Origin of the sequence: Methylobacterium persicinum (genome assembly GCF_022179525.1) — a bacterium.
GTDB classification, from domain to species: domain Bacteria; phylum Pseudomonadota; class Alphaproteobacteria; order Rhizobiales; family Beijerinckiaceae; genus Methylobacterium; species Methylobacterium persicinum.
Genome location: NZ_BPQX01000051.1, coordinates 1 through 20,112, shown reverse-complemented (window position 1 = coordinate 20,112; position 20,112 = coordinate 1). Strand labels below are relative to the sequence as shown.

Genomic DNA, 20,112 nt, shown 5'->3' with positions numbered 1-20,112 from the left:
GGTTGGATTGAAGCGGCCCACAGGTTGCGGCCCCGGGGGTAAACTCCCGGCCAGCACTGCCAGGGACGCCGCACTGATCGCCACGACGACAGGCCGACTATGAACCGTATCGCGACCTCGCAATTCGATAGTTTCGATCCTGAGGTGATCGAAGCCGCCCGCGATGTCGCGAGCCGCGTCGGCGTTCCCCTGGAGGCGTGGATCGCCTCTGTCGTGCCCCAGCATCAGATGCCGGTCTCCCTGGCAAAGCACGGCGGCCTGCGGGCAGCGCCGGAAACGACAATCGATGGGGCGGAGCCCGCCACCGGATCGGACGGGATCAGCGCCTTGAGAACCCGACTCGACGGTCTCGACCGGTCCCTCGAGGCCGAGCAACGTGCCGCAACTCAAGCGGACAAGAAGCGCCAGTACGGCCCGGACACGGCCATCCAGGTAAACCCGGTTCACGAGGTGGCGGAACGCCTCGACGACATCGAGCGCCGGGTCGCCGAACTCGGCGATGAGATGGCGGATGCGAAGCCTGCAGCCAAGCGTGGCAAGGCCGCCGCGGAGATGCGCGAGGCGGTGCAGGCGATTCGCCAGCGCCAGCGCGAATTGTCGGATCAGGCCCAGCCCGCGGCGACGGTGGCGACGATGCATCGCGACCTCGCCCGGCGCCTCGGGGGCGACCATGCGGAAGCCTCGGCCGGTCAGTCCCGTCCGGCGGGTGCCCTGCCCACCTACGTGATCGAAGAACTCCAGCGCGAGGCGACCCGGGTGCGCGAGACCATTGCGCCGCTGCCGACCGTCGACGACGTCACGTCGCTCGAGAACGCCCTCGATTCCCTGGCCGCCAGCATCGACCGGGCGCGGTCCGGCGCCGAGGTGCCGGCCCTCGCGCTGCCCCTCGCGGTGATCCGTACCCGCCTCGGTGAGCTCGATCTCCCGGCTGGCGCGCCGGCCCATGATGAGGTCGCGGCCGGCATCCGGAAGTTTTCCAAGCGCCTCGACATGGCGATCGCCTTCGACGACGAGTCGACCGACAAGCCGATCCTCGATGCCCTGTCCGCCGACCTTGCCGACCTACGCGGTGCCGCAGCCGGGCTCGCGGCGCCCGAGCGTCTCGGCGCGCTGAATGCCCGTGTTCAGGAACTGGGCGAACGGATCGCGAAGATCCCGGCCGTCGAGGAGACGGCGCCTGCCGGTCGCCCCGCCACACGCGGCGCCCGTCCGGTCGGACTGGCCGGCGATATCGACGCCCTCGTCGAGAAGATGGACAGCCTGCAGGCCCGGGCCGACCTCGATGCCGGCGCCAAGCGTGCGGTGGTGCCCCCGGCGGCGGCCCCGGCGGCGGATCCCGACATGACCTCGATCCGGGCGATGCTGCACAGCCTGGCCGAGAAGGTGGACCGGGTGGGCGAGCGTGCCGGCCCCGAGGGGCTCGACGCCCTGGAGAAGCAGGTTCTCACCCTGGTCGACAAGATCGAGGCGCCACGCTCCCTCGACCCCGCCCTGTCGAGCCTGGAGCGGACGATGAACGACCTGATGCATCAGGTCGAAGCGCTCCGTGACGGGTCGCCGGGCGATGCTGCCATCGAGCGCGCGGCGCGCACCGCCGTCGCCGAAACCCTGAAGGTCGCGAGCGTCAACCCGGATCATAGCGAGTTCGGCCTGCTTCGGGCGAGCCTCGCCGACATGCAGGCCCGCCAGATCGCATCGGACGAGCGGCTGAGCGCGACACTCGAAGGCGTGCAATCCGCCCTGGACCGCCTCGTCACCCGCCTCGGCGCGGTGGATGCGCCCCCGGCGCTGCGGGTGCCGTCCCTCGACGAGCGGCTCATGACCACGACGAGCGCCGAGGCGGCCCGCGCCATCCGTCGCCCGTCCCTCCCCGATGCCGCCGAGGTGGCTCCCACGGTATCCCCTACCGACATTCTCCTCGAGCCGGGCATGCCCCGGCCGGGTCGGGCGGCCGTGACCGTTGCCGACAAGCGCGAAGCCGCCGCCAAGCCCGTGGTCGCCGACAAGGCCGCTAAGACTTCTTCGGGCGACAGCGACATCAAGACGAGCTTCATCGCGGCGGCGCGCCGGGCGGCTCAGGCCGCTCAGGCCGAACTCGCCTCGGAGATGCCCAACGACAGGGGGCCGCGCAGCCGTCCCACCACCGCTGCGCCGGTTGTGTCGGCTGGGCGCATGAGCCGACTGCGTTCGGAGATCGATCAGCACCGCAAGCCTTTGCTCCTCGGCCTCGCCGCCATCGTCCTGACGCTCGGCGCCCTCCAGGCGATAGGCCTTCACCCCAGCGACGACACCGGACGCGCGCCCCAGCTCGCTCCCTCTGCCGGCAATACGTCGGGCGAGAAGGGCGGCGAGCCGCAGAAGACCGCGGAGGCTGTGAAGCCCACCGTCACGCCTGAGCAGGCCGCAGCGGTCGCTGCCGGCGACCCGGTGACCACCCAGGCCATCGGCTCGCCGCGGCCTCAGGAGGCCCCGGCCGCCCAGGCGAAGCCGGCCATTCCGCAGGTCCCGAACATGGCCGGCCTTGCCGGCGATCTCGGCAACGTTCCCCCCAGCCTCGCCAAGGTGAAGCAGGCGGCCCTCGCCGGAGACGGTAGCGCCGTGTGGGACTTGGCGATGCGCGAGGCGGATGGACGGGGCATGCCCCGGGACCTCGCCGCCGCCGCCAAATTGTTCGAGAAGCTCGCGAATGTCGGCTACGCCCCGGCCCAGTACAAGCTTGGCGCTCACTACGAGAAGGGTTCGGGCATCGGCCGCGACCTCGCCCAGGCCAAGCTCTGGTACGGCCGCGCGGCGGAGCAGGGCCATGCCCGCGCCATGCACAATCTCGGGGTGATCTACGCCGAGAACCCCGCTGCCGGTGGCAAGCCCGACTTCGCGTCGGCGGCGTCCTGGTTCCGGCAAGGGGCCGAGCACGGGGTGCGCGACAGCCAGTACAACATCGCGGTGCTCTACGCCCGGGGCATGGGTCTGACGCAGGATCTGGTCCAGTCCTATGCGTGGTTCGCCGCCGCCGCCGCCCAGGGCGACGAGGATGCCGGCAAGAAGCGTGACGATGTCGCGACGAAGCTGAGCGCCCCTGACCTCGCCCGCGCCAAGAGCCTCGCCGCCTCGTTCAAGCCCCGGCGGCTGGATCCCGCCGTGAACGAGCCTCCGGTGACGGCCGATGCCGGACAGGGCCCCGTCAGCCTCCTCGGCGCGCCCACGCCCACGGCCATGAACCCCCAGTCCGCCCGGAAGGCGATCTGAACCCGATCGCAGCCACCCCGCTTCGGGCTCGGCCCCGGGGCGGCCGGGGAGGCACAGCGACGCGGCTGGCGTTCTGAACTTGACCGCAGCCCCCGGATGCGGGAGGCCTGCCCGGGCAGGAGCGGTCGGTCCGGCCCGGTAGACTCGGTCCCAAGGCCGGTCATCGAACCGGAGGTCGGATGGGGCGCCTTTCCGCAGTGCCGTTGAGCGCCATTGTCCTGGGTATCGCCGGGCTGATTCCGTTCGTGGGTTTCGCTGCGCTCGCCGTTTCGGGGAGCGATGGCGGGCTCGGAACGATCGGCCTCTCGCCGCGCACCATCCTGTCCGCCTACGGCGCAGTGATCGCGTCGTTTCTCGGCGGGATCCGGTGGGGCGCTGCGGCTGCGCGCAACAGCGGCAACGGCGATTACTTCATCGCCATCGTCCCGTCCCTGGTCGCCTGGGCCGCCATGGCCGCGCCGGCCCCTTGGGATCTGCGGACGCTCGGAATCCTGGTCCTGGCCTGGGGCCTGATCGATCAGGATCTCCCCCGCCGCGGCCTCGCGCCGGTCTGGCTCGGGCGCCTGCGCCTCGTCCTGTCGGGCGTGGCGGGAGCCGCGCTCCTCGTCGCGGCCTGAATCAGTTTTCCCACGGATCTCACGGCGATAAGGCTCAGCAGGATGCTGAAGAATTTTTTCGGTGGAGACGAGATCTGTCCACCATCGACAACATCCCCACCGTCTTTGCAAGCGTAGCGAAGCAACCCAGGGCAAGCGCCACGATGGTCGCCGTTCCGCGTCCCTGGATTGCTTCGCTGCGCTCGAAAAGACGGCGGCGAAGGTCCGCACATACGGCGCCCTGAGCGAATGATCTCCCTCGCCGGACTTTAAAAAGAGGGGCGGCGGATTACCTCATTCGTCGCCCCCTTTTTGCCGATCGGCGCAGGCTCAGGCGCCCATGGCCGTCTTGAGGTTCTGATCGACCTTGTCGAGGAACCCGGTGGTGGAGAGCCACTTCTGGTCCGGCCCGACGAGGAGGGCGAGATCTTTGGTCATGTGGCCGGCCTCGACGGTGTCGACGCAGACCTTCTCGAGGGTTGCCGCGAACTTCGCCAACTCGTCATTGCCGTCGAGCTTGGCCCGGTGGGCGAGGCCGCGGGTCCAGGCGAAGATCGAGGCGATGGAGTTGGTCGAGGTCTCCCGGCCCTTCTGGTGCTCACGGAAGTGGCGCGTGACGGTGCCGTGGGCGGCTTCGGCCTCCACGGTCTTGCCGTCCGGCGTCATCAGCACCGAGGTCATGAGGCCGAGGGAGCCGAAGCCCTGGGCGGCTGTGTCGGACTGCACGTCACCGTCGTAGTTCTTACAAGCCCAGACATATCCGCCCGACCACTTGAGGCAGGAGGCGACCATGTCGTCGATCAGGCGGTGCTCGTAGGTGAGACCCAGGGTCTCGAACTGCGCCTTGAACTCCTCCTCGTAGACCTTCTGGAAAAGGTCCTTGAACCGGCCGTCATAAGCCTTGAGGATGGTGTTCTTGGTGGACAGGTAGACCGGGTACTTGCGCGCCAGACCGTAGTTCATGGACGCGCGGGCGAAGTCGATGATCGATTGGTCGAGGTTGTACATCGACATGGCGACGCCGGCCTCGGGGAACTTGAACACTTCCTTCTCGATGACCGTGCCGTCGTCGCCCTCGAACTTGATCGTCAGGCGGCCCTTGCCCGGCACCTTGAAATCGGTGGCGCGGTACTGGTCGCCGTAGGCATGGCGGCCGATCACGAAGGGCTGGGTCCAGCCCGGGACGAGGCGCGGCACGTTCTTGCAGATGATCGGCTCACGGAAGATCACGCCGCCGAGGATGTTGCGGATCGTCCCGTTCGGGGACCGCCACATCTCCTTCAGGTTGAACTCCTTCACCCGGGCCTCATCGGGCGTGATGGTGGCGCACTTCACGCCGACGCCGTGGCGCTTGATCGCCTCGGCGGCATCGACGGTGACCTTGTCGGCCGTGGCATCCCGGTGCTCGACACCCAGGTCGTAATATTCGAGGTCCAGGTCGAGGTAGGGATGGATGAGCTTGTTCTTGATCTCGGCCCAGATGATTCGGGTCATCTCGTCGCCGTCGAGTTCGACGACCGGGTTCGCTACCTTGATCTTCGCCATGGGCCGCTGCCTCTTCGTGCGCTGTCCGTGAGGGCGCACGGCATGCAAGGGCCGTGCGGACGCGCCCGGCGACATAGCAAGGGGTTCCGCCCAGCGGAAGGCTCGGGCTGTCAACCGGGCGGCGTCGTAACCCGCCCCCTCGACGGGCCGGCGCGCCCGTGCCAGAGGGCGGCATGACCCGTGCCTCCGCTGAAAAGGACCTGGAAATCCCCCCGGGCACCGCCCCCGCGGTGATCCTCGTGGAGCCGCAACTTGCCGAGAATATCGGAATGACCGCCCGGGCCATGGCGAATTTCGGCCTGTCCGAATTGCGCCTCGTGAACCCCAAGAACGGCTGGCCGAAGAAGGGCGTGCGGGAGGCAGCGTCCGGGGCGACTCACGTGCTCGACGCGGCGGTGGTCTTTTCCAGCGTGGAGGAAGCTCTCGCGGATCTGCACTACGTCCTCGCCACCACCGCCCGGGAGCGGGGGCAGATGAAGCGCGTCTTCTCGCCAGATGACGCCATGGCCGAACTCACCAGCCGCGCCGGGCAACGCTGCGGGGTGATGTTCGGCCGCGAGCGGGTCGGGCTGACGAACGATGAGGTGTCCCTCGCCGACGCCATCGTGACGTTTCCGGTCTCACCGGACTTTCCCTCGCTCAATCTTGCGCAGGCGGTGCTGTTGGTCGGCTATGAGTGGCGACGGTCCAGTGGCCGGGCGGTCCTGCCGTTCACCGGCGAGATGCTCTCGCCGCCGGCGACCCGGGAGGCACTGGTGGCGCTGTTCGCGAATCTGGAGGCCGCCCTCGATGCGGCCGGGTTCTATCCGCCCGAGAAGCGCGGCGGCATTGTGCGCAACATGCGCGACAGGCTCCACCGCATGGAGATGACGGAGCAGGACGTACGCACCTTTCAGGGTGCGCTGCGGGCACTCACGCGGTCGAGGAAGCCCTGACCTCGCCCTCATTCGGAGGTTTGCCGCCGCCGAAGCAGCGCCCGACGGCGTCCCAGAATGCGGCCTGATCCTCCGGGTTGCAGCGGCTTACCCGGGCCTCGACCATGGCGCGGCCCGCCTGCGCATCTTCGCTGGCGGCGACGTCGGCCTCGGTCGGCGTGGATTCTCGCTCGTTTCCGTTCATGGCGTTCCTCCATTTGGACAACGTTCCAAAGCGTAGGCGCTGTTCCGTCGGCCGGCGCAATCGGGCATGGAGGCGGCACCGGCCGCCTCAAGCGGCCGCGCGACCCTTGAGGACATCGTGCGGCTCGACGTCGACAATCTCGCCTGCCGCCGATCCGGCCGCCGGATCTTCTCGGGACTGACCTTCTCCCTGGAGCAGGGCGGGGCCCTTGCCGTCACAGGGCGCAACGGTGCCGGGAAGTCGAGTCTGTTGGCGATCTTGTCGGGTCGGCTGCGGCCCGATGCCGGCAAGATCGCCGTATCGGGGGTGGGCGAGGCGAGCCTGCCCGAATGCCTCCACGTCGTGGGCCACCGGGACGGTCTGAAATCCTCCCTGACGGCGGGGGAGAACCTGACCTTCGCCCGCGCGCTTCTCGGCGCACCGCACCTGATGCCGGCGCAGGCCCTGGACCGCCTAGGCCTCGGCCACGTCCTCGACCTGCCCGTCGCCTACCTCTCCGCCGGCCAGCGGCGAAGGGTGGCCCTTGCCCGGCTCTTGGTCTGTGCGCGGCCCCTCTGGCTCCTCGACGAGCCCACCGCGGCCCTCGACGTCGCCTCGCAGGAGGTGCTGGCCCTCCTCATGGCGGAACACAGGGCCGGCGGCGGCCTCGTGATCGCGGCGACTCACCAAGCACTGGGCCTGCACGATGCGATGGAGCTGCGCATCGACAGGGCCGCCCCCGAGGTACCCGCCGTCGCGCTGGGCGCCGATGCGGAGGAGTGGCTGTGATCCGCGCCGGCTTCGCCCTCGTCGCCCGCGACCTTCGCCTCGCCGCTCGGGTCGGTGGCTCGGGGACGCTGTCGCTTGTCTTCTTCCTGATGATCGTAGCCCTTGTGCCCTTCGCCCTCGGGCCGGACCTCAATCTGCTGTCGCGGATCGGCCCGGCGATCCTTTGGCTCGCGGCGGTTCTCGCTACGCTGATCGGCCTCGACCGGCTGTTCCAGGCCGACGAGGAGGACGGCTCCCTCGACCTGATGACTGGGGCGCCCGTGCCCCTCGAAGGCGTGGTGCTCGCCAAGGTGCTGGCCCATTGGCTGACGACGGGGTTGCCCCTTGCCCTGGCGAGCCCGCTCTTCGGCCTTCTCGTCGCCCTCGACGGCAGGGCGATGGCCTCCACGGCACTGACGCTCGCGGTGGGGACGCCGGCCCTGAGCTTCATCGGCGCGGTGGGGGCTGCGCTGACCGCTTCGATTCGCCGGGGCGGCCTGATTCTCGCCGTGCTAGTTCTGCCGCTGATGATCCCGACGCTGATCTTCGGCGTCTCCGCGGCTCAGGCGGCGACGGGCGGTACGGTGCCGTTCCTCGTGCCGCTGGCGGTGCTGACCGGGCTCACCCTCATTGCCGCCGTCGTCGGCACGGTGGCGGCGGCGGCGGCGCTGAAATGGCCGGAGTGAAGATTGTCGTCGCGCTCGACCTTCTCATTCCATCACGTAATGGTTCAATATTTTCGTGAGTTCGTCGTAGCCGCCATCGATGTCTTCCGTTCCCTTGAACGTCGAGATTTCGATGTGGCCGTCTTCGAAGCAATCGATCTCGAGGCGCAGACCACACAGCGTTGCATCGACCCGGATCGTGTCGGGGCGGTCGCGGGCGAGGCGGAGGTGGATCCGTCGCTCTTCGAGTATTTGTAGTACATGGAAGATGGTGACTGCATCCATTATGCGGAAGCACCGCCTGACGGGATTATTTCGTAAGTTCGAGTGGAAACGGTGTGGGCGCCCAGTGACGCTCCAGCTTCGAGCCGACGAAGTGAAACGCTTCCCACTCGTGCAACAGCCGCGCCAGGGCTGCCCGGTCACCGGCCATCAACGGATCTGTCAGTCGGCACCATTCTCTAAGGCGCACTTCGCCTGCAACTTGATGAACCTTTTCGAGGCGCTCAGCGATCAGGCGCGATCGATCGGAACGGGACAATTCCGGGACGTCTCCTGGAATCAGAGTGCGCCATAATTCTTGCGCTTTGTCGATCTCGCCAAGCGCAACATGCATCAAGGTTATCCATGGCATCCAGTCGCGGAGAGGAAAGTGATCGCATGATGCGATGTACTCGATAGACTTTTCCAGTGTATCAAGGGAACGAAACAATGGTAAGATCTCAGCCTCGATCTGATCGACGAAATCTCCAGGCATCGTCGGGTCGTTCCATTCAAAACATCCGCCTTGCCCTTCGGGTTTAAATTTTATCGAGCGACCGATCGGACAGCGCAACCTGCCCCATCCGACAGCGCTGCTTCCCATCGGTTCGAATGGGTGGTGCATCTTCCACTCCACCCCCAAATATCCCCTGCTTGGATAATTGCCGACATAGATGTATCGGCAAAAGTGTTCAAATGGCGCGAATGCCAAAGTGTTATTTGAAAATCTGACCAGGGAGGGATTTCTTTTTCTGAGTTCGCGAAATAAAGGACTCAATGTCATCGGCTGATTCATATCTGCGGCCTCACTTGAATGATGATGAGTCTGCGAAGGGACGGAAAGTTTTTGTGCGCCGATTCTGCGAGTTGTATCGCTCGGGTTAGCGATAAGCCTGCTTCGCCTGTTTTGTAGTCATAAACACACACGGTTTTCGTAGATTGGACATTCTCGAGGAGGTCAAGGCGAACGTTTCCCTTTTTTGCGGGTTGGCCTTGTCCCCCGTCGGATCAAGAAGTAATTCCTGTATAAAATCTGGGTCTCTTAATGCCTTTACCTCGCCTGCAATATTGATATGTATTTTGTTTCCGAGTTCTGTCTTATTTCTATATTGTCCGGAAGCTCGGACTGCTTTCGTGACTCGATCGGTCATGGCCATGACCTCTCCGTTTCGAGGGCACGCAGCGTCCAAGGTCGGCTTATCGAGGGTTCCAACCCAAGGGACCAGGGTCGGAGAGCTTTCCGCGCCAAGATCGTATTCTCGAGCCGTCAAGCCGAGTACTGTGCCGAAGTCACCTTTGCGAGCGCTGAGCGCCGTGAAGAGTGACAGTGCGAGTTCGATCGTTCGGGCAGCACGAAGTGCAGCGACCGCAGGAGGAACGAACTGGAGGAAGGCTGGCTGGACCGTCGCATCTGGAACAATATCCGAGGCTGTAAATGTGCTTTGGGACAGCACCTCCCCCGAGACGCCATCGCGGATCGTTTGAGTTGTTCCTGATGTCTCGAAAATTCGGCTGTCGCCGTCCGGTGAAATGACGGCATGTTGCTCTTCGAACTGTTGTCGACCGGCATGAATCCGGATCGAGAGAACCCGCGTCCCGTCCTCCAGGGTCGTACTTTCGGTGTTGGCAAATGGCCCGGCGTCCCTGTTTTGAGGGTCGGTCGAACCACTCGTCGCGCGATCGGCTGAGGGGTCGTCGATCCAGCGCCCGCCATCGGGGCTCCCGGCAGGAGCGCGTGGCTGGCTTGCGGAATATTTTCGTCCGAGATCTTCCCTTCGAAGGCGTACGAGTGCGCGGCTGACGGCCGCCCCTGCGAGCAAATCTTCGATCGCTCGAAGGTCATGCAGGCGTTTTCGCTCTGTGGCCATACGATCCGAATCCCCCGCGCAAGAACGGCAGCGCGAAGGGTTTCTGGCACAAAACAGGAACAAAATCGAGAAAAAAGGAACAAAGGCCTATTATGAGCGGCGGGTGCTTGGGAAGCCTCTCATTGACGGCACATCACCCTCTCACTATACGGAGCGCTTCGCTGGAACGCCGCGCTTTTGCGTGCGCTGCGTCTCGGCTATCGCCTGACAACCTTTCGCGTTGACCGATCCCCGGCCGTGCCGGCCCGTCGGCATCGCCCGACGAGAAACACGAGGACTGACATGGCCAATACCGCTTCGGCCAGGAAGATGACCCGCAAGATCGCCAAGCGCACGGCGATCAACAAATCCCGCCGCTCCCGCATGCGCACCTACGTGCGCAAGGTCGAGGAGGCGATCGCCGCCGGCAACCAGCAGGATGCCCAGGCCGCCCTCCAGAGCGCCGAGCCGGAGATCATGCGCGCCGCCCAGAAGGGCATCGTCCATAAGAACAACGCGTCCCGGAAGGTGTCGCGCCTCGCGGCGCGGGTGAAGGCCCTGGCGGCCTGATCGCCCCAACCTTCTTCCTCTCCAGCCTCTGCGAAGCCCGGCCATCTGGCCGGGCTTTTTTGTTGCTCGCTGACCGACAGCCGGCAACCCATCATCCGCTCAGAAACGGTTAACCCTTCCCCCAGATTCGCTGCATTGCGGAGTCCACTGGGCGCGTGTAGCTTAACAGAACGTCACCGCATTCAAGCAAAACGCGCTGGTTTCGGGACTCTCGCGAATCATGTGTCGGCGCAAGACTCTAGCTCTTGGCGGATGCCCGCATCGGAAGACTTGCTCTTGGGAATCGAAGCCGTCCCCACAAGTCCCACTGTTAAGGGAACTGCAGGTCTTTGTTGATAGGCTCCTCCAATCGGCAAAAGATCCTTGTGGCGGGATTGACTCGCCACCGAGAATCGGTCTCGCGCGGTAGTTGCGAGACGCTGAGGCGTGAAGCGTGAAGCGTGCGTACGCGCCGCGGGCGGAAGTTCGTCGGCGGCGTGGGGAGAGCCAGTGATGCGTGTCGACGGAACGGTGGCGAACGGCGACGATGAAGGGCGCACCCAGGATGGTGGCGCGCAGGAGACCGGCACTCTCGATTACGCCGCGGCCTGGTCGCGGGTGAAGCGCCGTCTGCGCGTCGAACTCGGGGAGGACGTGTTTGCGAGCTGGTTCGCCCGGTTGGAGCTGGACAGCGTCTCGAGCGGCGCGGGCCGTCTCACCGTTCCCACGCGCTTCCTGAAGAGCTGGATCGAGTCTCATTATATCGATCGGGTGCTGGCCACCTTCCGGGCCGAGGCCCCCGACGTGGATCGGATCGAGATCGGCGTGCGCGGCACCGCGGCGCCCGTCCGCCCCGCCCCGGTGAACACGCCCAAGCCGGCGCCCACCAGCGGCCCCCTGGCCCGCCTCCATGCGACCGGGGCTCCGGTTCCGATGGCGCCCGTAGCCCCTGCGCCCGAAATGCGGACGGCGGCGGCGGCTGCCGATCAGGGCGGGGATTTCAACAGCACGCCCCTGGATGCCCGGCTGACCTTCGCAAGCTTCGTGGTCGGGCGCTCCAATGCCCTGGCCCACGCTGCGGCCGAGCGCATCGCCCGCCACCAGGGGGAGGGGGCGCTCTACAATCCCCTCTATCTCCATGCGGGTGTCGGCCTTGGTAAGACGCACCTCCTGCACGGCATCGGCCACGCGGCCCGGGAGGGTGGGCGCCGGGTAATCTACCTGACGGCAGACCGTTTCATGTACGGCTTCGTCAACGCCCTGAAGACCCAGTCGGCCCTTGCCTACAAGGAGCGGCTGCGGGGCATTGATCTGCTGATCCTCGACGACGTCCAGTTCATTCAGGGCAAGTCGATCCAGGCGGAGTTCGGCCACACCATCAATGCCCTCATCGATGCGGGCCGCCAGGTGGTGGTGGCGTCGGATCGGCCGCCGACCGAGCTGGAGGCGCTGGAGGAGCGGGTCCGCTCGCGCCTCGCGGGTGGGCTCGTGGTGGAGATCGGCTCCCTCGACGAACAGCTGCGCGTCTCGATCCTCTCCGCCCGGCTCGCCGCCGTACGGTCGGCCCATCCGGGCTTCGATGTGTCGCCGCAGGTGGTGAACTACGTCGCCCGGGCGATCACCGCCAACGGACGCGACCTGGAAGGCGCCGTGAACCGCCTCCTGGCCCATGCCACCCTCAGCGGGACGGCCGTGACCATCGAGACCGCTGAGACGGCGATCCGCGACCTCGTGAAGAACCGCGAGCCGAAGCGCATCAAGATCGAGGATATCCAGAAGCTGGTGGCCAGCCGCTACAACGTTTCACGGTCGGACATCCTGTCCGAGCGGCGGACGGCGGCGGTCGTAAAGCCCCGGCAGATCGCCATGTATCTGTCGAAGGTCCTCACCCTGCGCTCCCTGCCCGAGATCGGTCGTCGGTTCGGCGGACGCGATCACACCACCGTCCTTCATGCCGTTCGCAAGATCGAGAAGCAGATCGGCGAGGATACGGTCCTGGGCGATGAGGTCGAGCTTCTGAAGCGGATGCTTCAGGACTGATCGTCGGGCCAGTCTGTCGGCCCCATCATCGGCGCTTCCTTGTGCTTCGAAGGAAGAACGGCGTCCGGCGCCCTCCACAAGGGGGGGCCGGAGGCCGCTTCCGGGTCATGTCGGCGGCGTGAGCCGGGCGCGCAGGCTATCCGGCAGGCGGACCGCCCGGCCGTCGCGGACACAGGCGACGACGACTTCCGCACTGACGAGGATCTCGTCACCGCGGCACACGTCTTGGGCCAGCTTCATAGACGCGCCGCGAAGCTCGAGGGTGCGGGTCTGGACGATCAGCTGGTCGTCCATGACAGCGGGCTTCAGAAAGTCCAGGATCATCCGACGGACGACGAAGACCAGTCCTTTGGCATCGCGATGCAGGTCGGACTGATCCCCCGCGAGGGTGCGGAGCAGTTCGGTCCGGCCCCGTTCCATGAACCGCAGATAGCTGGCGTGATAGACGAAGCCGGAAAAATCCGTGTCCTCGTAGTAGACGCGCACGGGGAGCGCATGCCCTTCCGCTTCCATTGAGTCCGCTTCCATCACGGTGCCACGAGGGGCCCCTGTCGCGGGCTCTATAGCAGTTCCGCGGGGGCCTGACGCGGCAAGGGCCGCCCCCATCGGGAGCGGCCCTCGCACGAGTCGTCAGGTGACGGTCAGGAATTAGCCGCCGTAGCGGACGGCCAGGTTCGAGGACTCGGCGTGCTCCTCGGCGATGTAAGGCAGCGCCTCGTTGGCGAACTGACGGCCCTGAGCGTTCTCGCCACCCTTCGCGTAGGTGTCATAGAGCGCCAGCGTGCGGGCGTCGGAGCGAGCCTGCTGGTCGATGTAGGTCCGGTCGAAGGCACGGCCGTTCGGGGCGGACTGCAGCTGCGAGAGGCGGGCCTGGCCACGCTCGCCGAGAGCCACACGACGGCCCGGCTCGGTCGGGCTGTTGTCGACGAGGCCGACAGCGCCGAGGGTTCCGCCGACGATCGAGGTGCCGAGGTTAGCGGCGATCGTCACGGGCGCCAGGAGGATGCCTGCCGGGTTGCTGAGGTCGGTGCGGATGCCCTGGTTGTCGGACACGACCGTGCCGCCGCGGCTCAGCGAGGTGCCGGGGGGAAGAAGCGCGTCGGTGGTCGCCTTGCGCTCGACGAGAACGCGGTTGGCATAGGCGCGGACGCGCGGGTTTCGCGAACGCTCGAGGGCCATGCGGCTCGCCTCAATGCTCGCCGCATCGGAGCGCAGAGCCTCAGTGCGGAATTCCGGGGTGGAGGTGGTCGTCGGGCCGGTATTGGCCAGGTTCGGGAAGATCCGGACGGGAAGAGCGTCCTGGGCCAGGGCAGGCGACGCGATGGCGGCGACCGAAAGGCCGAGGGCGGCGAGCGTGATCTTCTTCATGAGTGGGGATAGTCCCTCTCTAGCGATGGGTGGGAGGCCGCGGCTTGGCGCCAGGCGGCCCGGAACGACATCCCCCGTGGGGATCAGTCCGTCGCCTAACCGCGGCGGTCAGCCGCTGTTCCATCGTCGCTGATCGCGAATTCGCGAGTTTGCCGCACCTGGCGCGGCGGGGGGATTACGTAGAGGGGCGTGCGAGTAGCAGGAAATAACGCACGTTCGCAGGCATTTATTATGTGAAGAAGCTAAGTACTGCCCGGAACGGTCAAGCTTGTACTGGGTGCCAACGCATGATCAGGGCGAAAAGCTGCCCGGATCCTTACGCATGATGCTCGTCTTTCACCGAGTGCCGTCGTTGGTGAAGAGGCCGAACTGCGAGGCGGGGTCGCGCCGCGGCTCCGCGAAGCCGAGATGCCGGAAGGCGTGGGGCGTCAGGACCCGGCCGCGGGGCGTCCGTTGCACGAAGCCCTTCTGGATCAGGTACGGTTCGACGATGTCCTCGATCGCGTCGCGGGGTTCGGACAGGGCTGCGCCAATCGTCTCGATACCCACCGGGCCGCCTCCGAACGAAGTCGCGATGAGGGTCAGGTATTTCCGGTCCATGATGTCGAGGCCGGCGGCATCGACATCGAGAAGTTGGAGTGCCCGGTCCGCGATGGTTCGCGTCACTGTCTCGGCATCCGCCACGATCGCGAAATCGCGGACACGGCGGAGCAATCGGCCGGCGATGCGGGGCGTGCCGCGGGCTCGCTTGGCGATCTCGTTGGCGCCTTCCGCGGACATGCCGATCCCAAGCACCCGCGCGCCCCGGGAGACGATCTGCTCCAACTCGTCGATCTCGTAGAACTGGAGCCGGATCGGAATACCGAACCGGTCGCGCAGGGGGGTTGTCAGCAACCCGGCCCGGGTGGTGGCGCCGACCAGGGTGAATTTCGGCAGTTCGATCTTCACCGAGCGGGCGGCCGGGCCTTCGCCGATAATCAGATCGAGTTGGTAGTCCTCCATCGCGGGATAGAGGATCTCCTCCACCGCCGGGTTGAGGCGGTGGATCTCGTCGATGAAGAGCACGTCGCGCTCCTCGAGATTGGTCAACTGGGCCGCAAGGTCGCCCGCCTTGGCGATGACAGGCCCCGACGTCGACCGGAAGTTGACCCCGAGCTCCCGGGCGACGATCTGCGCCAGAGTCGTCTTCCCCAGGCCTGGCGGTCCGACGAACAACACATGATCGAGGGCTTGGCCCGTCTTGCGAGCCGCCTCGATGAAGATCTGCATGTTCGCTCGTGCGGCGCGCTGCCCGATGAATTCGGACAGGCTGAGCGGGCGGATGGACTGATCGACATCCTCCACACGCTTTTCGGCCGTGAGGAGCGGGTTCGTCGGGGGCTTCGGCTTGGTCATGAACCTTTCGGCGCCTGCGCGTCCGGGGAGGTTCCTCCTACTCCGGGGAAGGGGCGAAGTCTAAGCGCGCGCACGCTTGCCGCTTGCCGAGCGAATCGTCTTCAAGATGCAACCTTGGCCATGCAACCAAAACCAGCGCTTGCGCACTTATCAGGGCGTCGGCCGCTTTCATTCCGCCCCCTCGCAGGACCATCATGTTTCGCTCGTTTGTGTGTGCCGCGACCGTGGTCGGGCTCGGGCTCGTCTCCGCCGAGGCCCGGCCTCTCCGCTCGAGCGCGGAAGAGAGGCCCGTGGTCCAGGATGCGTCTCCGGTCAGGCCGGTTGCGGCGGTGATCAGCGAGGGCCAACCGGTCTGCACCCATACCCGACGCCGGTTGTGGCTCGAGGGTGAAGGCTGGGTGGTGCGCAAAATCGCGACCTGCCGATAGGCGGCTTCGTACGCAGTCCGCGCGGCTGGCGGGGGCGCACCCGGCGGAACGACATCAGGGGCGACCCGTTCCCGGTTCGTCACCGGCCGAAACCGGAGCCCACCCGATGCGCCTACGTTCCCTGACGATCCTTGCGGGCCTCGCCCTGCTTCCGGCTTCCGTGCCCGCGATGGCCCAGGGCTCCCGCACCGCCCCGGCCCATGAGGCGGGCTCACGCGGCCGGACATTCGTCGGACAAGGATTCCGCGGACAGGGTGTTCGTGGCTACGGCTATGGCTATCCGGCGGTCGCTTACGGCGGCGGCTTCGCACAACCATTTATCCAGGGCGACTATATTGGTGAGCCGTACACCACGGTCCCCCGGCCGGACCGTCTGGTGCCGAGCCCCTGGAGCTATGGCACGTATGGCGTGCCCACCGTCTCCGGCATCGCCGCGCCTCCGACCGAGCAGCCGACGTTGACGGTGATCCATCCGCAGGGTGGCCGCAGGGGCGGCATTCGAGCCGGCGCGAGCTCCGAGGAGGCAATGGGCGACACCCGCGTGGTCAATGTCAGCGTTCCCCGCCGCTGATCTCGGCGAACCATTCCCCGTAAGGCGTGTTGCGCGCCATGTGCCGGTTGAGGTCAGGCGCCCCATCCGTCCACCAGACCGGTCCACGCTCGCCGAGCGCGATCTTCGCCGCATCCACCGCACCGCGGGCAGCCTTGAGGGCGGCCGCGTCGCCGCTGCGCTTGGCCGTTCCCACCGCCCGTCTCGACGCCATCAGCTCTGCAACGAGGGTGCTACGGCGAGCCTCCGGGAGCGACGGATCAGCGCACCGCCAGAGGCGGCCGCGAACGATAATGTAGCGCCCGTCAGGGGTTCTCGGTGGCTCGCGCTCTGATTGGTGCGACATTGTTTGCATCGACTTAAGGTTTTGGGGATGACGGTGGCACGGGTTTGGACCGGTGTCCTTATGCAGATCGTCGTCGTCGATTCGAGCCAAGTCGTCCTACGCGTGATCGGATCGTTGCTCGAAGCCCGAGGGCACACGGTCCACGAGTTCACCGAGTCCGACGAGGCCCTGGAATTCCTGTCCTCCGCCCCGGAGGTCCGGGTTCTGATCACCAGCCTCGAAGTCCGGCCGATGAATGGCCTGGAATTGTGCTGGGCCGTGCGTCTGCTGGCCGAGGACCGGCGTCCCCTGCACATCATCACGATGTCCTCCGCTAACAGCGTTCATAACCTCGCCGAAGCGCTCGATAGCGGTGCGGACGACTTCATCGAAAAGCCGCCGCGGGCCGAGGAGTTGCACGCGCGCCTCCGGGCGGCGGAGCGCCTGACCAAGCTTCAGGAGGAGTTGATCCGCCTCGCCGAGACCGACGGCCTCACGGGCCTCCTGAACCGGCGGGCGTTCCGCGAGCGGACGGACTCCGTCATCGCGAAGATCGCCCATGGGCGGACGCCGTCGCTGATCGTGGTGGACATCGACCATTTCAAGAAGATCAACGATGTCCACGGCCATGACATCGGCGATCAGGCGATCTGTGCCGTCGCCGACCTGTTCCAGGAGGTGGGGATCGTCGGCCGGCTCGGGGGCGAGGAGTTCGGCATCCTCCTCCCCGAGAGGGACCTTGAATCGGCAGTCTTCCATGCCGAGGGGCTGCGGGTGCGGGTCCGCGCCCTTCGGGTCGCCTGCGGCGATGGCACGATCGGGCTGACCTGCAGCTTCGGTGTCACGACGTGGGCTGCCGGAGACACCATTCCGGCCTTTCTCAAGCGTGCGGATGTGGCGGTCTATGCGGCGAAGGCCGCCGGCCGGAACCGGGTCATGGTTGAGACACGGCCGGATAGCCTCGCCCTGTCCAAGACGCGTTTCGGATCGGATCAGCACAGATAATTACAATTTTACGCAATCTCGATCTGGAACGATTGCGTTGCGCAGAACTACCGAATTGAGCCCAAAACCCCGAGTGTAAACCTTAATTTCCCGGGTTCTGACCTGGAACGTTTCTTGGACTTGCTTCCCGGAGCTTGGCTGGAATGTCCCGGCCAGGGAAACTAGGGTGCAGGGACCATGGATACGCCGGTTGGCGTCCTCATCTTGGATGAGCCTGAGGATCTGAGTGCGACCGTGCGCGCCGGCCTCGAACATATGCCGGAATTCGCGACGATCGGGGAGGGGGATCTCGCCTCGCTCGCCGGGCCCGCGGTGGCGCTGGTCTTCCTCGACGAGGCACGCCTCGCCGACGGGGTCGCGCGGATCGTCGGGCTGAAGGAGCGTCAACCTGCCTTGCGGGTGCTCGTCTCGTTCAAGGCGCTGACGGCCGATGACGTGCGCGCCGTGCTGGGGGCAGGCGCCGATGCCTTCGTCGCCCGGTCGAAGTCGCCGCGGGAGCTTGGCACCGCCATCGTCGCGCTGGCGGAAGGTGCGGATTGCCTCGTGCGGATGGAGCCCGTACCGGCCGCCGACGTCATGGACGGCCAGGGGCTGACCCCCCGTGAGGCCGAAGTCCTCCGCTTCCTCAGCGCTGGTTTCAGCAACAAGGAAGTCGCCCGCCGGCTGACGCTCAGCGTGCGGACCGTGGAGACCCACCGCCTCAACCTCCGCCGGAAGACGCAGACCGGTCGGCTGAAAGACCTCGTGTCCCTGGCCCGGCAGCTCGGATTGTCCCCGGTGGTCGATGGCGAGCCCGCGCGACGCAACGAACCGCGGCAGTCCACGCCGCAGAACGACCGGTCGTCCCGCCACTAAGCTGCGTTCAGGCGGCTTCGGCCGCCGGACGCTTCCCACGCTTCCCGCTTGCTGCGGCGGCCTTCCGTGATGTCTTCGCGGTACGGGCCTCCGCCTGGACGCGGGCGAGACGGGCCTGCAGCAGCCCGAGTACGGCGGCCTCCTCCGAGCGGAGCCGGCCGAGGTCCTCGCTCAGTTCGGTTTCGACCGCGCCACGCATCTGCTCGATGAGCGCTCCGTCGTGGTAGCTGTCGAGGATCTCCGGGTGGATGTAGCACTTCCGGCAGATCGTCGGCGTGTTGCCGAGGCGCTGGGCCACGTCCTCGATGGCCGCGCGAACGTTGCGCTTGGCTCCGGCCTCGCTGTCGAAGCTTTCGAAGGCCTTCAGCGCCAGGGCCGCCAGAACGGTGCCCGCCCAGGTGCGGAAATCCTTGGCCGTGAAGTCCTCGCCGGTGATCTCGCGCAGATACGCGTTGACATCCGACGACGTGACATCGCGCTGCACGCCATCCTCGTCGATGTACTGGAACAGTTCCTGGCCCGGCAGGTCCTGGCACGCCTTGACGATGCGGGCGACCCGGCGGTCCTTTAGCGATACGTTCCACTCCTTGCCGCTCTTGCCCATGAACCGGAACGTCAGCGCCGCCCCGGCGACTTTTACGTGGGGATCGCGCAGGGTCGTCAGGCCGTAGCTGCGGTTGGTGCGGGCGTAATCGTCGTTGCCGACCCGGATGAGGGTGTTCTCCAACAGGAACACCACGGTGGCGAGGACCTTGTCGCGGGGCAGGCCCTTGCGTCGCATGTCGGCGTCGATCCGTCGGCGGATCGCCGGCAGGGCGTCGGCAAAGCTCATGATCCGCGAGAACTTGTTGGCTTCCCGGGCCTGCCGGAAATCCGGGTGGTAGCGATACTGCTTGCGCCCTTTGGCGTCGCGGCCGGTGGCCTGGATATGCCCGTTCCGGCGCGGGCAGATCCAAACGTCGGTATAGGCGGGCGGGATGGCGAGCTTCTTGATCCGGTCCAGGGTCGCCGCGTCGCGGATCGGGCCGCCCTTGGCGTCCCTGTAGCTGAAGCCCTTGCCGCTACGGCGTCGGGTCAGTCCGGGACGCCTGTCGTCCACGTAGGTCAGTCCAGCTTCCTGGGCGACATCCCGAAGGTCGCCGGTCTGCTCGGCGGGTTCGACCGCGGCCATCGCGAAACTCCTCCCGTTCCGGGGGCCTGCGCCCCGGCATCCGACAACCTGGGCGGGTCAAAGCGCGTTCCTGGGACGCGTCACCGTCACCGACAGTCGTCCCCATCTTTCGTTTCGCATCGTGGCGGTGCAGGAGCGCAGGATGGAGCAAACCGATTTGTCCCCGTGCGTCCCGCGCCGCCTCGCCTTCATCGCCACCGAGGACTGGTTCTTCGCGTCGCATTTCCTGCCGATGGCGCGGGCGGCGGTGTCGATGGACTTCGACGTGACGGTGATTGCAAGGGTGCGGGCGCATGGTGCGATCATCGCCGCGACGGGTGCGAGGGTCGTCCCGTTGGAGGCGGAGCGGTCGAGTCTCAACCCCATGGCGGCGGGTTACGCGGCGAGTTGCCCCGCCGCG

General features: G+C 66.5%; 20 protein-coding genes and 1 pseudogene. 11 read left to right on the top strand and 10 right to left on the bottom strand.

Annotated elements, in window-relative coordinates; genetic code table 11:
* Nucleotides 1-99: 99 nt before the first annotated feature.
* Both MFF22_RS19460 and MFF22_RS19455 read left to right on the top strand, forming a co-directional pair.
* Nucleotides 100-3,246 carry a hypothetical protein gene (locus MFF22_RS19460; protein WP_238251279.1) on the top strand — a complete coding sequence of 1,049 codons (3,147 nt, stop codon included), beginning with the start codon at nucleotides 100-102 and terminating at the stop codon, nucleotides 3,244-3,246.
* A gap of 179 nt (nucleotides 3,247-3,425) precedes the next feature.
* Nucleotides 3,426-3,863, top strand: coding sequence for a DUF3429 domain-containing protein (locus tag MFF22_RS19455; protein ID WP_238251277.1), 438 nt, complete (start codon nucleotides 3,426-3,428; stop codon nucleotides 3,861-3,863).
* Between the two features lie 309 nt (nucleotides 3,864-4,172).
* Here MFF22_RS19455 and MFF22_RS19450 read toward each other — a convergent pair whose 3' ends face one another.
* The gene (locus MFF22_RS19450) at nucleotides 4,173-5,387 is read right to left on the bottom strand and encodes an NADP-dependent isocitrate dehydrogenase (protein WP_238251276.1); all 1,215 of its coding nucleotides are present in this window, start codon (nucleotides 5,385-5,387) and stop codon (nucleotides 4,173-4,175) included.
* A gap of 173 nt (nucleotides 5,388-5,560) precedes the next feature.
* Between MFF22_RS19450 and MFF22_RS19445 the strand changes: the two genes are divergently transcribed.
* Nucleotides 5,561-6,322, top strand: a complete 762-nt coding sequence (locus MFF22_RS19445) for an RNA methyltransferase (RefSeq protein ID WP_238251274.1) — start codon at nucleotides 5,561-5,563, stop codon at nucleotides 6,320-6,322.
* On the opposite strand, the gene MFF22_RS19440 is transcribed toward MFF22_RS19445, so the two are convergent.
* Entirely contained in the window at nucleotides 6,300-6,506 is a 207-nt protein-coding gene (locus tag MFF22_RS19440; protein ID WP_238251272.1) for a hypothetical protein, read from the bottom strand. The two genes, MFF22_RS19445 and MFF22_RS19440, sit on opposite strands and share 23 nt — an antisense overlap.
* A 117-nt stretch (nucleotides 6,507-6,623) precedes the next feature.
* Here MFF22_RS19440 and ccmA point away from each other — a divergent pair, with 117 nt between their 5' ends.
* A complete protein-coding gene (ccmA, locus tag MFF22_RS19435; RefSeq protein WP_238251270.1) occupies nucleotides 6,624-7,274 on the top strand; it encodes a heme ABC exporter ATP-binding protein CcmA in 651 nt (216 codons plus the stop codon).
* Nucleotides 7,271-7,939: a heme exporter protein CcmB gene (gene ccmB / locus MFF22_RS19430; protein ID WP_238251465.1), complete on the top strand. Its 669-nt coding sequence runs from the start codon at nucleotides 7,271-7,273 to the stop codon at nucleotides 7,937-7,939. Before ccmA ends, ccmB begins: the two co-directional genes overlap by 4 nt.
* A 24-nt stretch (nucleotides 7,940-7,963) precedes the next feature.
* On the opposite strand, the gene MFF22_RS19425 is transcribed toward ccmB, so the two are convergent.
* The 3 genes from MFF22_RS19425 to MFF22_RS19415 all read right to left on the bottom strand — a co-directional run bounded on the left by MFF22_RS19425 (nucleotide 7,964) and on the right by MFF22_RS19415 (nucleotide 10,047).
* Nucleotides 7,964-8,203 (bottom strand): hypothetical protein, encoded by a 240-nt coding sequence (locus MFF22_RS19425; protein WP_238251267.1) that lies wholly within the window; start codon nucleotides 8,201-8,203, stop codon nucleotides 7,964-7,966.
* Between the two features lie 25 nt (nucleotides 8,204-8,228).
* Complete coding sequence (locus MFF22_RS19420; RefSeq protein ID WP_238251265.1) at nucleotides 8,229-8,975, bottom strand: hypothetical protein; 747 nt, start codon at nucleotides 8,973-8,975, stop codon at nucleotides 8,229-8,231.
* An 85-nt stretch (nucleotides 8,976-9,060) separates the two neighbouring features.
* Nucleotides 9,061-10,047 (bottom strand): hypothetical protein, encoded by a 987-nt coding sequence (locus MFF22_RS19415; RefSeq protein WP_238251263.1) that lies wholly within the window; start codon nucleotides 10,045-10,047, stop codon nucleotides 9,061-9,063.
* Nucleotides 10,048-10,329: 282 nt separating this feature from the next.
* On the opposite strand from MFF22_RS19415, the gene rpsT reads away from it, so the two are divergent.
* Both rpsT and dnaA read left to right on the top strand, forming a co-directional pair.
* Nucleotides 10,330-10,596 carry a 30S ribosomal protein S20 gene (gene rpsT, locus MFF22_RS19410; RefSeq protein ID WP_238251261.1) on the top strand — a complete coding sequence of 89 codons (267 nt, stop codon included), beginning with the start codon at nucleotides 10,330-10,332 and terminating at the stop codon, nucleotides 10,594-10,596.
* 492 nt (nucleotides 10,597-11,088) lie between these two features.
* Nucleotides 11,089-12,615: a chromosomal replication initiator protein DnaA gene (gene dnaA, locus MFF22_RS19405; protein WP_238251253.1), complete on the top strand. Its 1,527-nt coding sequence runs from the start codon at nucleotides 11,089-11,091 to the stop codon at nucleotides 12,613-12,615.
* 105 nt (nucleotides 12,616-12,720) lie between these two features.
* On the opposite strand, the gene ybgC is transcribed toward dnaA, so the two are convergent.
* From ybgC to ruvB, 3 genes are all read right to left on the bottom strand, one after another.
* Nucleotides 12,721-13,128 (bottom strand): tol-pal system-associated acyl-CoA thioesterase, encoded by a 408-nt coding sequence (gene ybgC, locus MFF22_RS19400; protein WP_238251241.1) that lies wholly within the window; start codon nucleotides 13,126-13,128, stop codon nucleotides 12,721-12,723.
* A gap of 135 nt (nucleotides 13,129-13,263) precedes the next feature.
* Nucleotides 13,264-13,983, bottom strand: coding sequence for a DUF4142 domain-containing protein (locus MFF22_RS19395; protein ID WP_238251239.1), 720 nt, complete (start codon nucleotides 13,981-13,983; stop codon nucleotides 13,264-13,266).
* A 336-nt stretch (nucleotides 13,984-14,319) separates the two neighbouring features.
* Nucleotides 14,320-15,378: a Holliday junction branch migration DNA helicase RuvB gene (gene ruvB / locus MFF22_RS19390; protein ID WP_238251237.1), complete on the bottom strand. Its 1,059-nt coding sequence runs from the start codon at nucleotides 15,376-15,378 to the stop codon at nucleotides 14,320-14,322.
* A 534-nt stretch (nucleotides 15,379-15,912) separates the two neighbouring features.
* Here ruvB and MFF22_RS19385 point away from each other — a divergent pair.
* A complete protein-coding gene (locus tag MFF22_RS19385; protein ID WP_238251235.1) occupies nucleotides 15,913-16,377 on the top strand; it encodes a hypothetical protein in 465 nt (154 codons plus the stop codon).
* On the opposite strand, the gene MFF22_RS19380 is transcribed toward MFF22_RS19385, so the two are convergent.
* Nucleotides 16,358-16,702: a hypothetical protein gene (locus tag MFF22_RS19380; protein ID WP_238251233.1), complete on the bottom strand. Its 345-nt coding sequence runs from the start codon at nucleotides 16,700-16,702 to the stop codon at nucleotides 16,358-16,360. The two genes, MFF22_RS19385 and MFF22_RS19380, sit on opposite strands and share 20 nt — an antisense overlap.
* Before the next feature lie 60 nt (nucleotides 16,703-16,762).
* Between MFF22_RS19380 and MFF22_RS19375 the strand changes: the two genes are divergently transcribed.
* The gene (locus tag MFF22_RS19375) at nucleotides 16,763-17,686 is read left to right on the top strand and encodes a GGDEF domain-containing response regulator (protein WP_238251231.1); all 924 of its coding nucleotides are present in this window, start codon (nucleotides 16,763-16,765) and stop codon (nucleotides 17,684-17,686) included.
* Nucleotides 17,687-17,863: 177 nt separating this feature from the next.
* A complete protein-coding gene (locus tag MFF22_RS19370) occupies nucleotides 17,864-18,541 on the top strand; it encodes a LuxR C-terminal-related transcriptional regulator (RefSeq protein ID WP_238251212.1) in 678 nt (225 codons plus the stop codon).
* Nucleotides 18,542-18,548: 7 nt separating this feature from the next.
* Here MFF22_RS19370 and MFF22_RS19365 read toward each other — a convergent pair whose 3' ends face one another.
* Entirely contained in the window at nucleotides 18,549-19,712 is a 1,164-nt protein-coding gene (locus tag MFF22_RS19365) for a DNA topoisomerase IB (RefSeq protein ID WP_238251210.1), read from the bottom strand.
* 142 nt (nucleotides 19,713-19,854) lie between these two features.
* Here MFF22_RS19365 and MFF22_RS19360 point away from each other — a divergent pair.
* Nucleotides 19,855-20,112, top strand: a pseudogene (locus tag MFF22_RS19360) (glycosyltransferase family 1 protein); the annotation flags it as partial.

Coding starts and splice junctions, on each gene's coding strand:
- MFF22_RS19460 (WP_238251279.1), top strand. CDS start 100: ATGAACCGTATCGCGACCTCGCAATTCGATAGTTTCGATCCTGAGGTG.
- MFF22_RS19455 (WP_238251277.1), top strand. CDS start 3,426: ATGGGGCGCCTTTCCGCAGTGCCGTTGAGCGCCATTGTCCTGGGTATC.
- MFF22_RS19450 (WP_238251276.1), bottom strand. CDS start 5,387: ATGGCGAAGATCAAGGTAGCGAACCCGGTCGTCGAACTCGACGGCGAC.
- MFF22_RS19445 (WP_238251274.1), top strand. CDS start 5,561: ATGACCCGTGCCTCCGCTGAAAAGGACCTGGAAATCCCCCCGGGCACC.
- MFF22_RS19440 (WP_238251272.1), bottom strand. CDS start 6,506: ATGAACGGAAACGAGCGAGAATCCACGCCGACCGAGGCCGACGTCGCC.
- MFF22_RS19425 (WP_238251267.1), bottom strand. CDS start 8,203: ATGGATGCAGTCACCATCTTCCATGTACTACAAATACTCGAAGAGCGA.
- MFF22_RS19420 (WP_238251265.1), bottom strand. CDS start 8,975: ATGAATCAGCCGATGACATTGAGTCCTTTATTTCGCGAACTCAGAAAA.
- MFF22_RS19415 (WP_238251263.1), bottom strand. CDS start 10,047: ATGGCCACAGAGCGAAAACGCCTGCATGACCTTCGAGCGATCGAAGAT.
- rpsT (WP_238251261.1), top strand. CDS start 10,330: ATGGCCAATACCGCTTCGGCCAGGAAGATGACCCGCAAGATCGCCAAG.
- dnaA (WP_238251253.1), top strand. CDS start 11,089: ATGCGTGTCGACGGAACGGTGGCGAACGGCGACGATGAAGGGCGCACC.
- ybgC (WP_238251241.1), bottom strand. CDS start 13,128: ATGGAAGCGGAAGGGCATGCGCTCCCCGTGCGCGTCTACTACGAGGAC.
- MFF22_RS19395 (WP_238251239.1), bottom strand. CDS start 13,983: ATGAAGAAGATCACGCTCGCCGCCCTCGGCCTTTCGGTCGCCGCCATC.
- ruvB (WP_238251237.1), bottom strand. CDS start 15,378: ATGACCAAGCCGAAGCCCCCGACGAACCCGCTCCTCACGGCCGAAAAG.
- MFF22_RS19385 (WP_238251235.1), top strand. CDS start 15,913: ATGCGCCTACGTTCCCTGACGATCCTTGCGGGCCTCGCCCTGCTTCCG.
- MFF22_RS19380 (WP_238251233.1), bottom strand. CDS start 16,702: ATGTCGCACCAATCAGAGCGCGAGCCACCGAGAACCCCTGACGGGCGC.
- MFF22_RS19375 (WP_238251231.1), top strand. CDS start 16,763: ATGCAGATCGTCGTCGTCGATTCGAGCCAAGTCGTCCTACGCGTGATC.
- MFF22_RS19370 (WP_238251212.1), top strand. CDS start 17,864: ATGGATACGCCGGTTGGCGTCCTCATCTTGGATGAGCCTGAGGATCTG.
- MFF22_RS19365 (WP_238251210.1), bottom strand. CDS start 19,712: ATGGCCGCGGTCGAACCCGCCGAGCAGACCGGCGACCTTCGGGATGTC.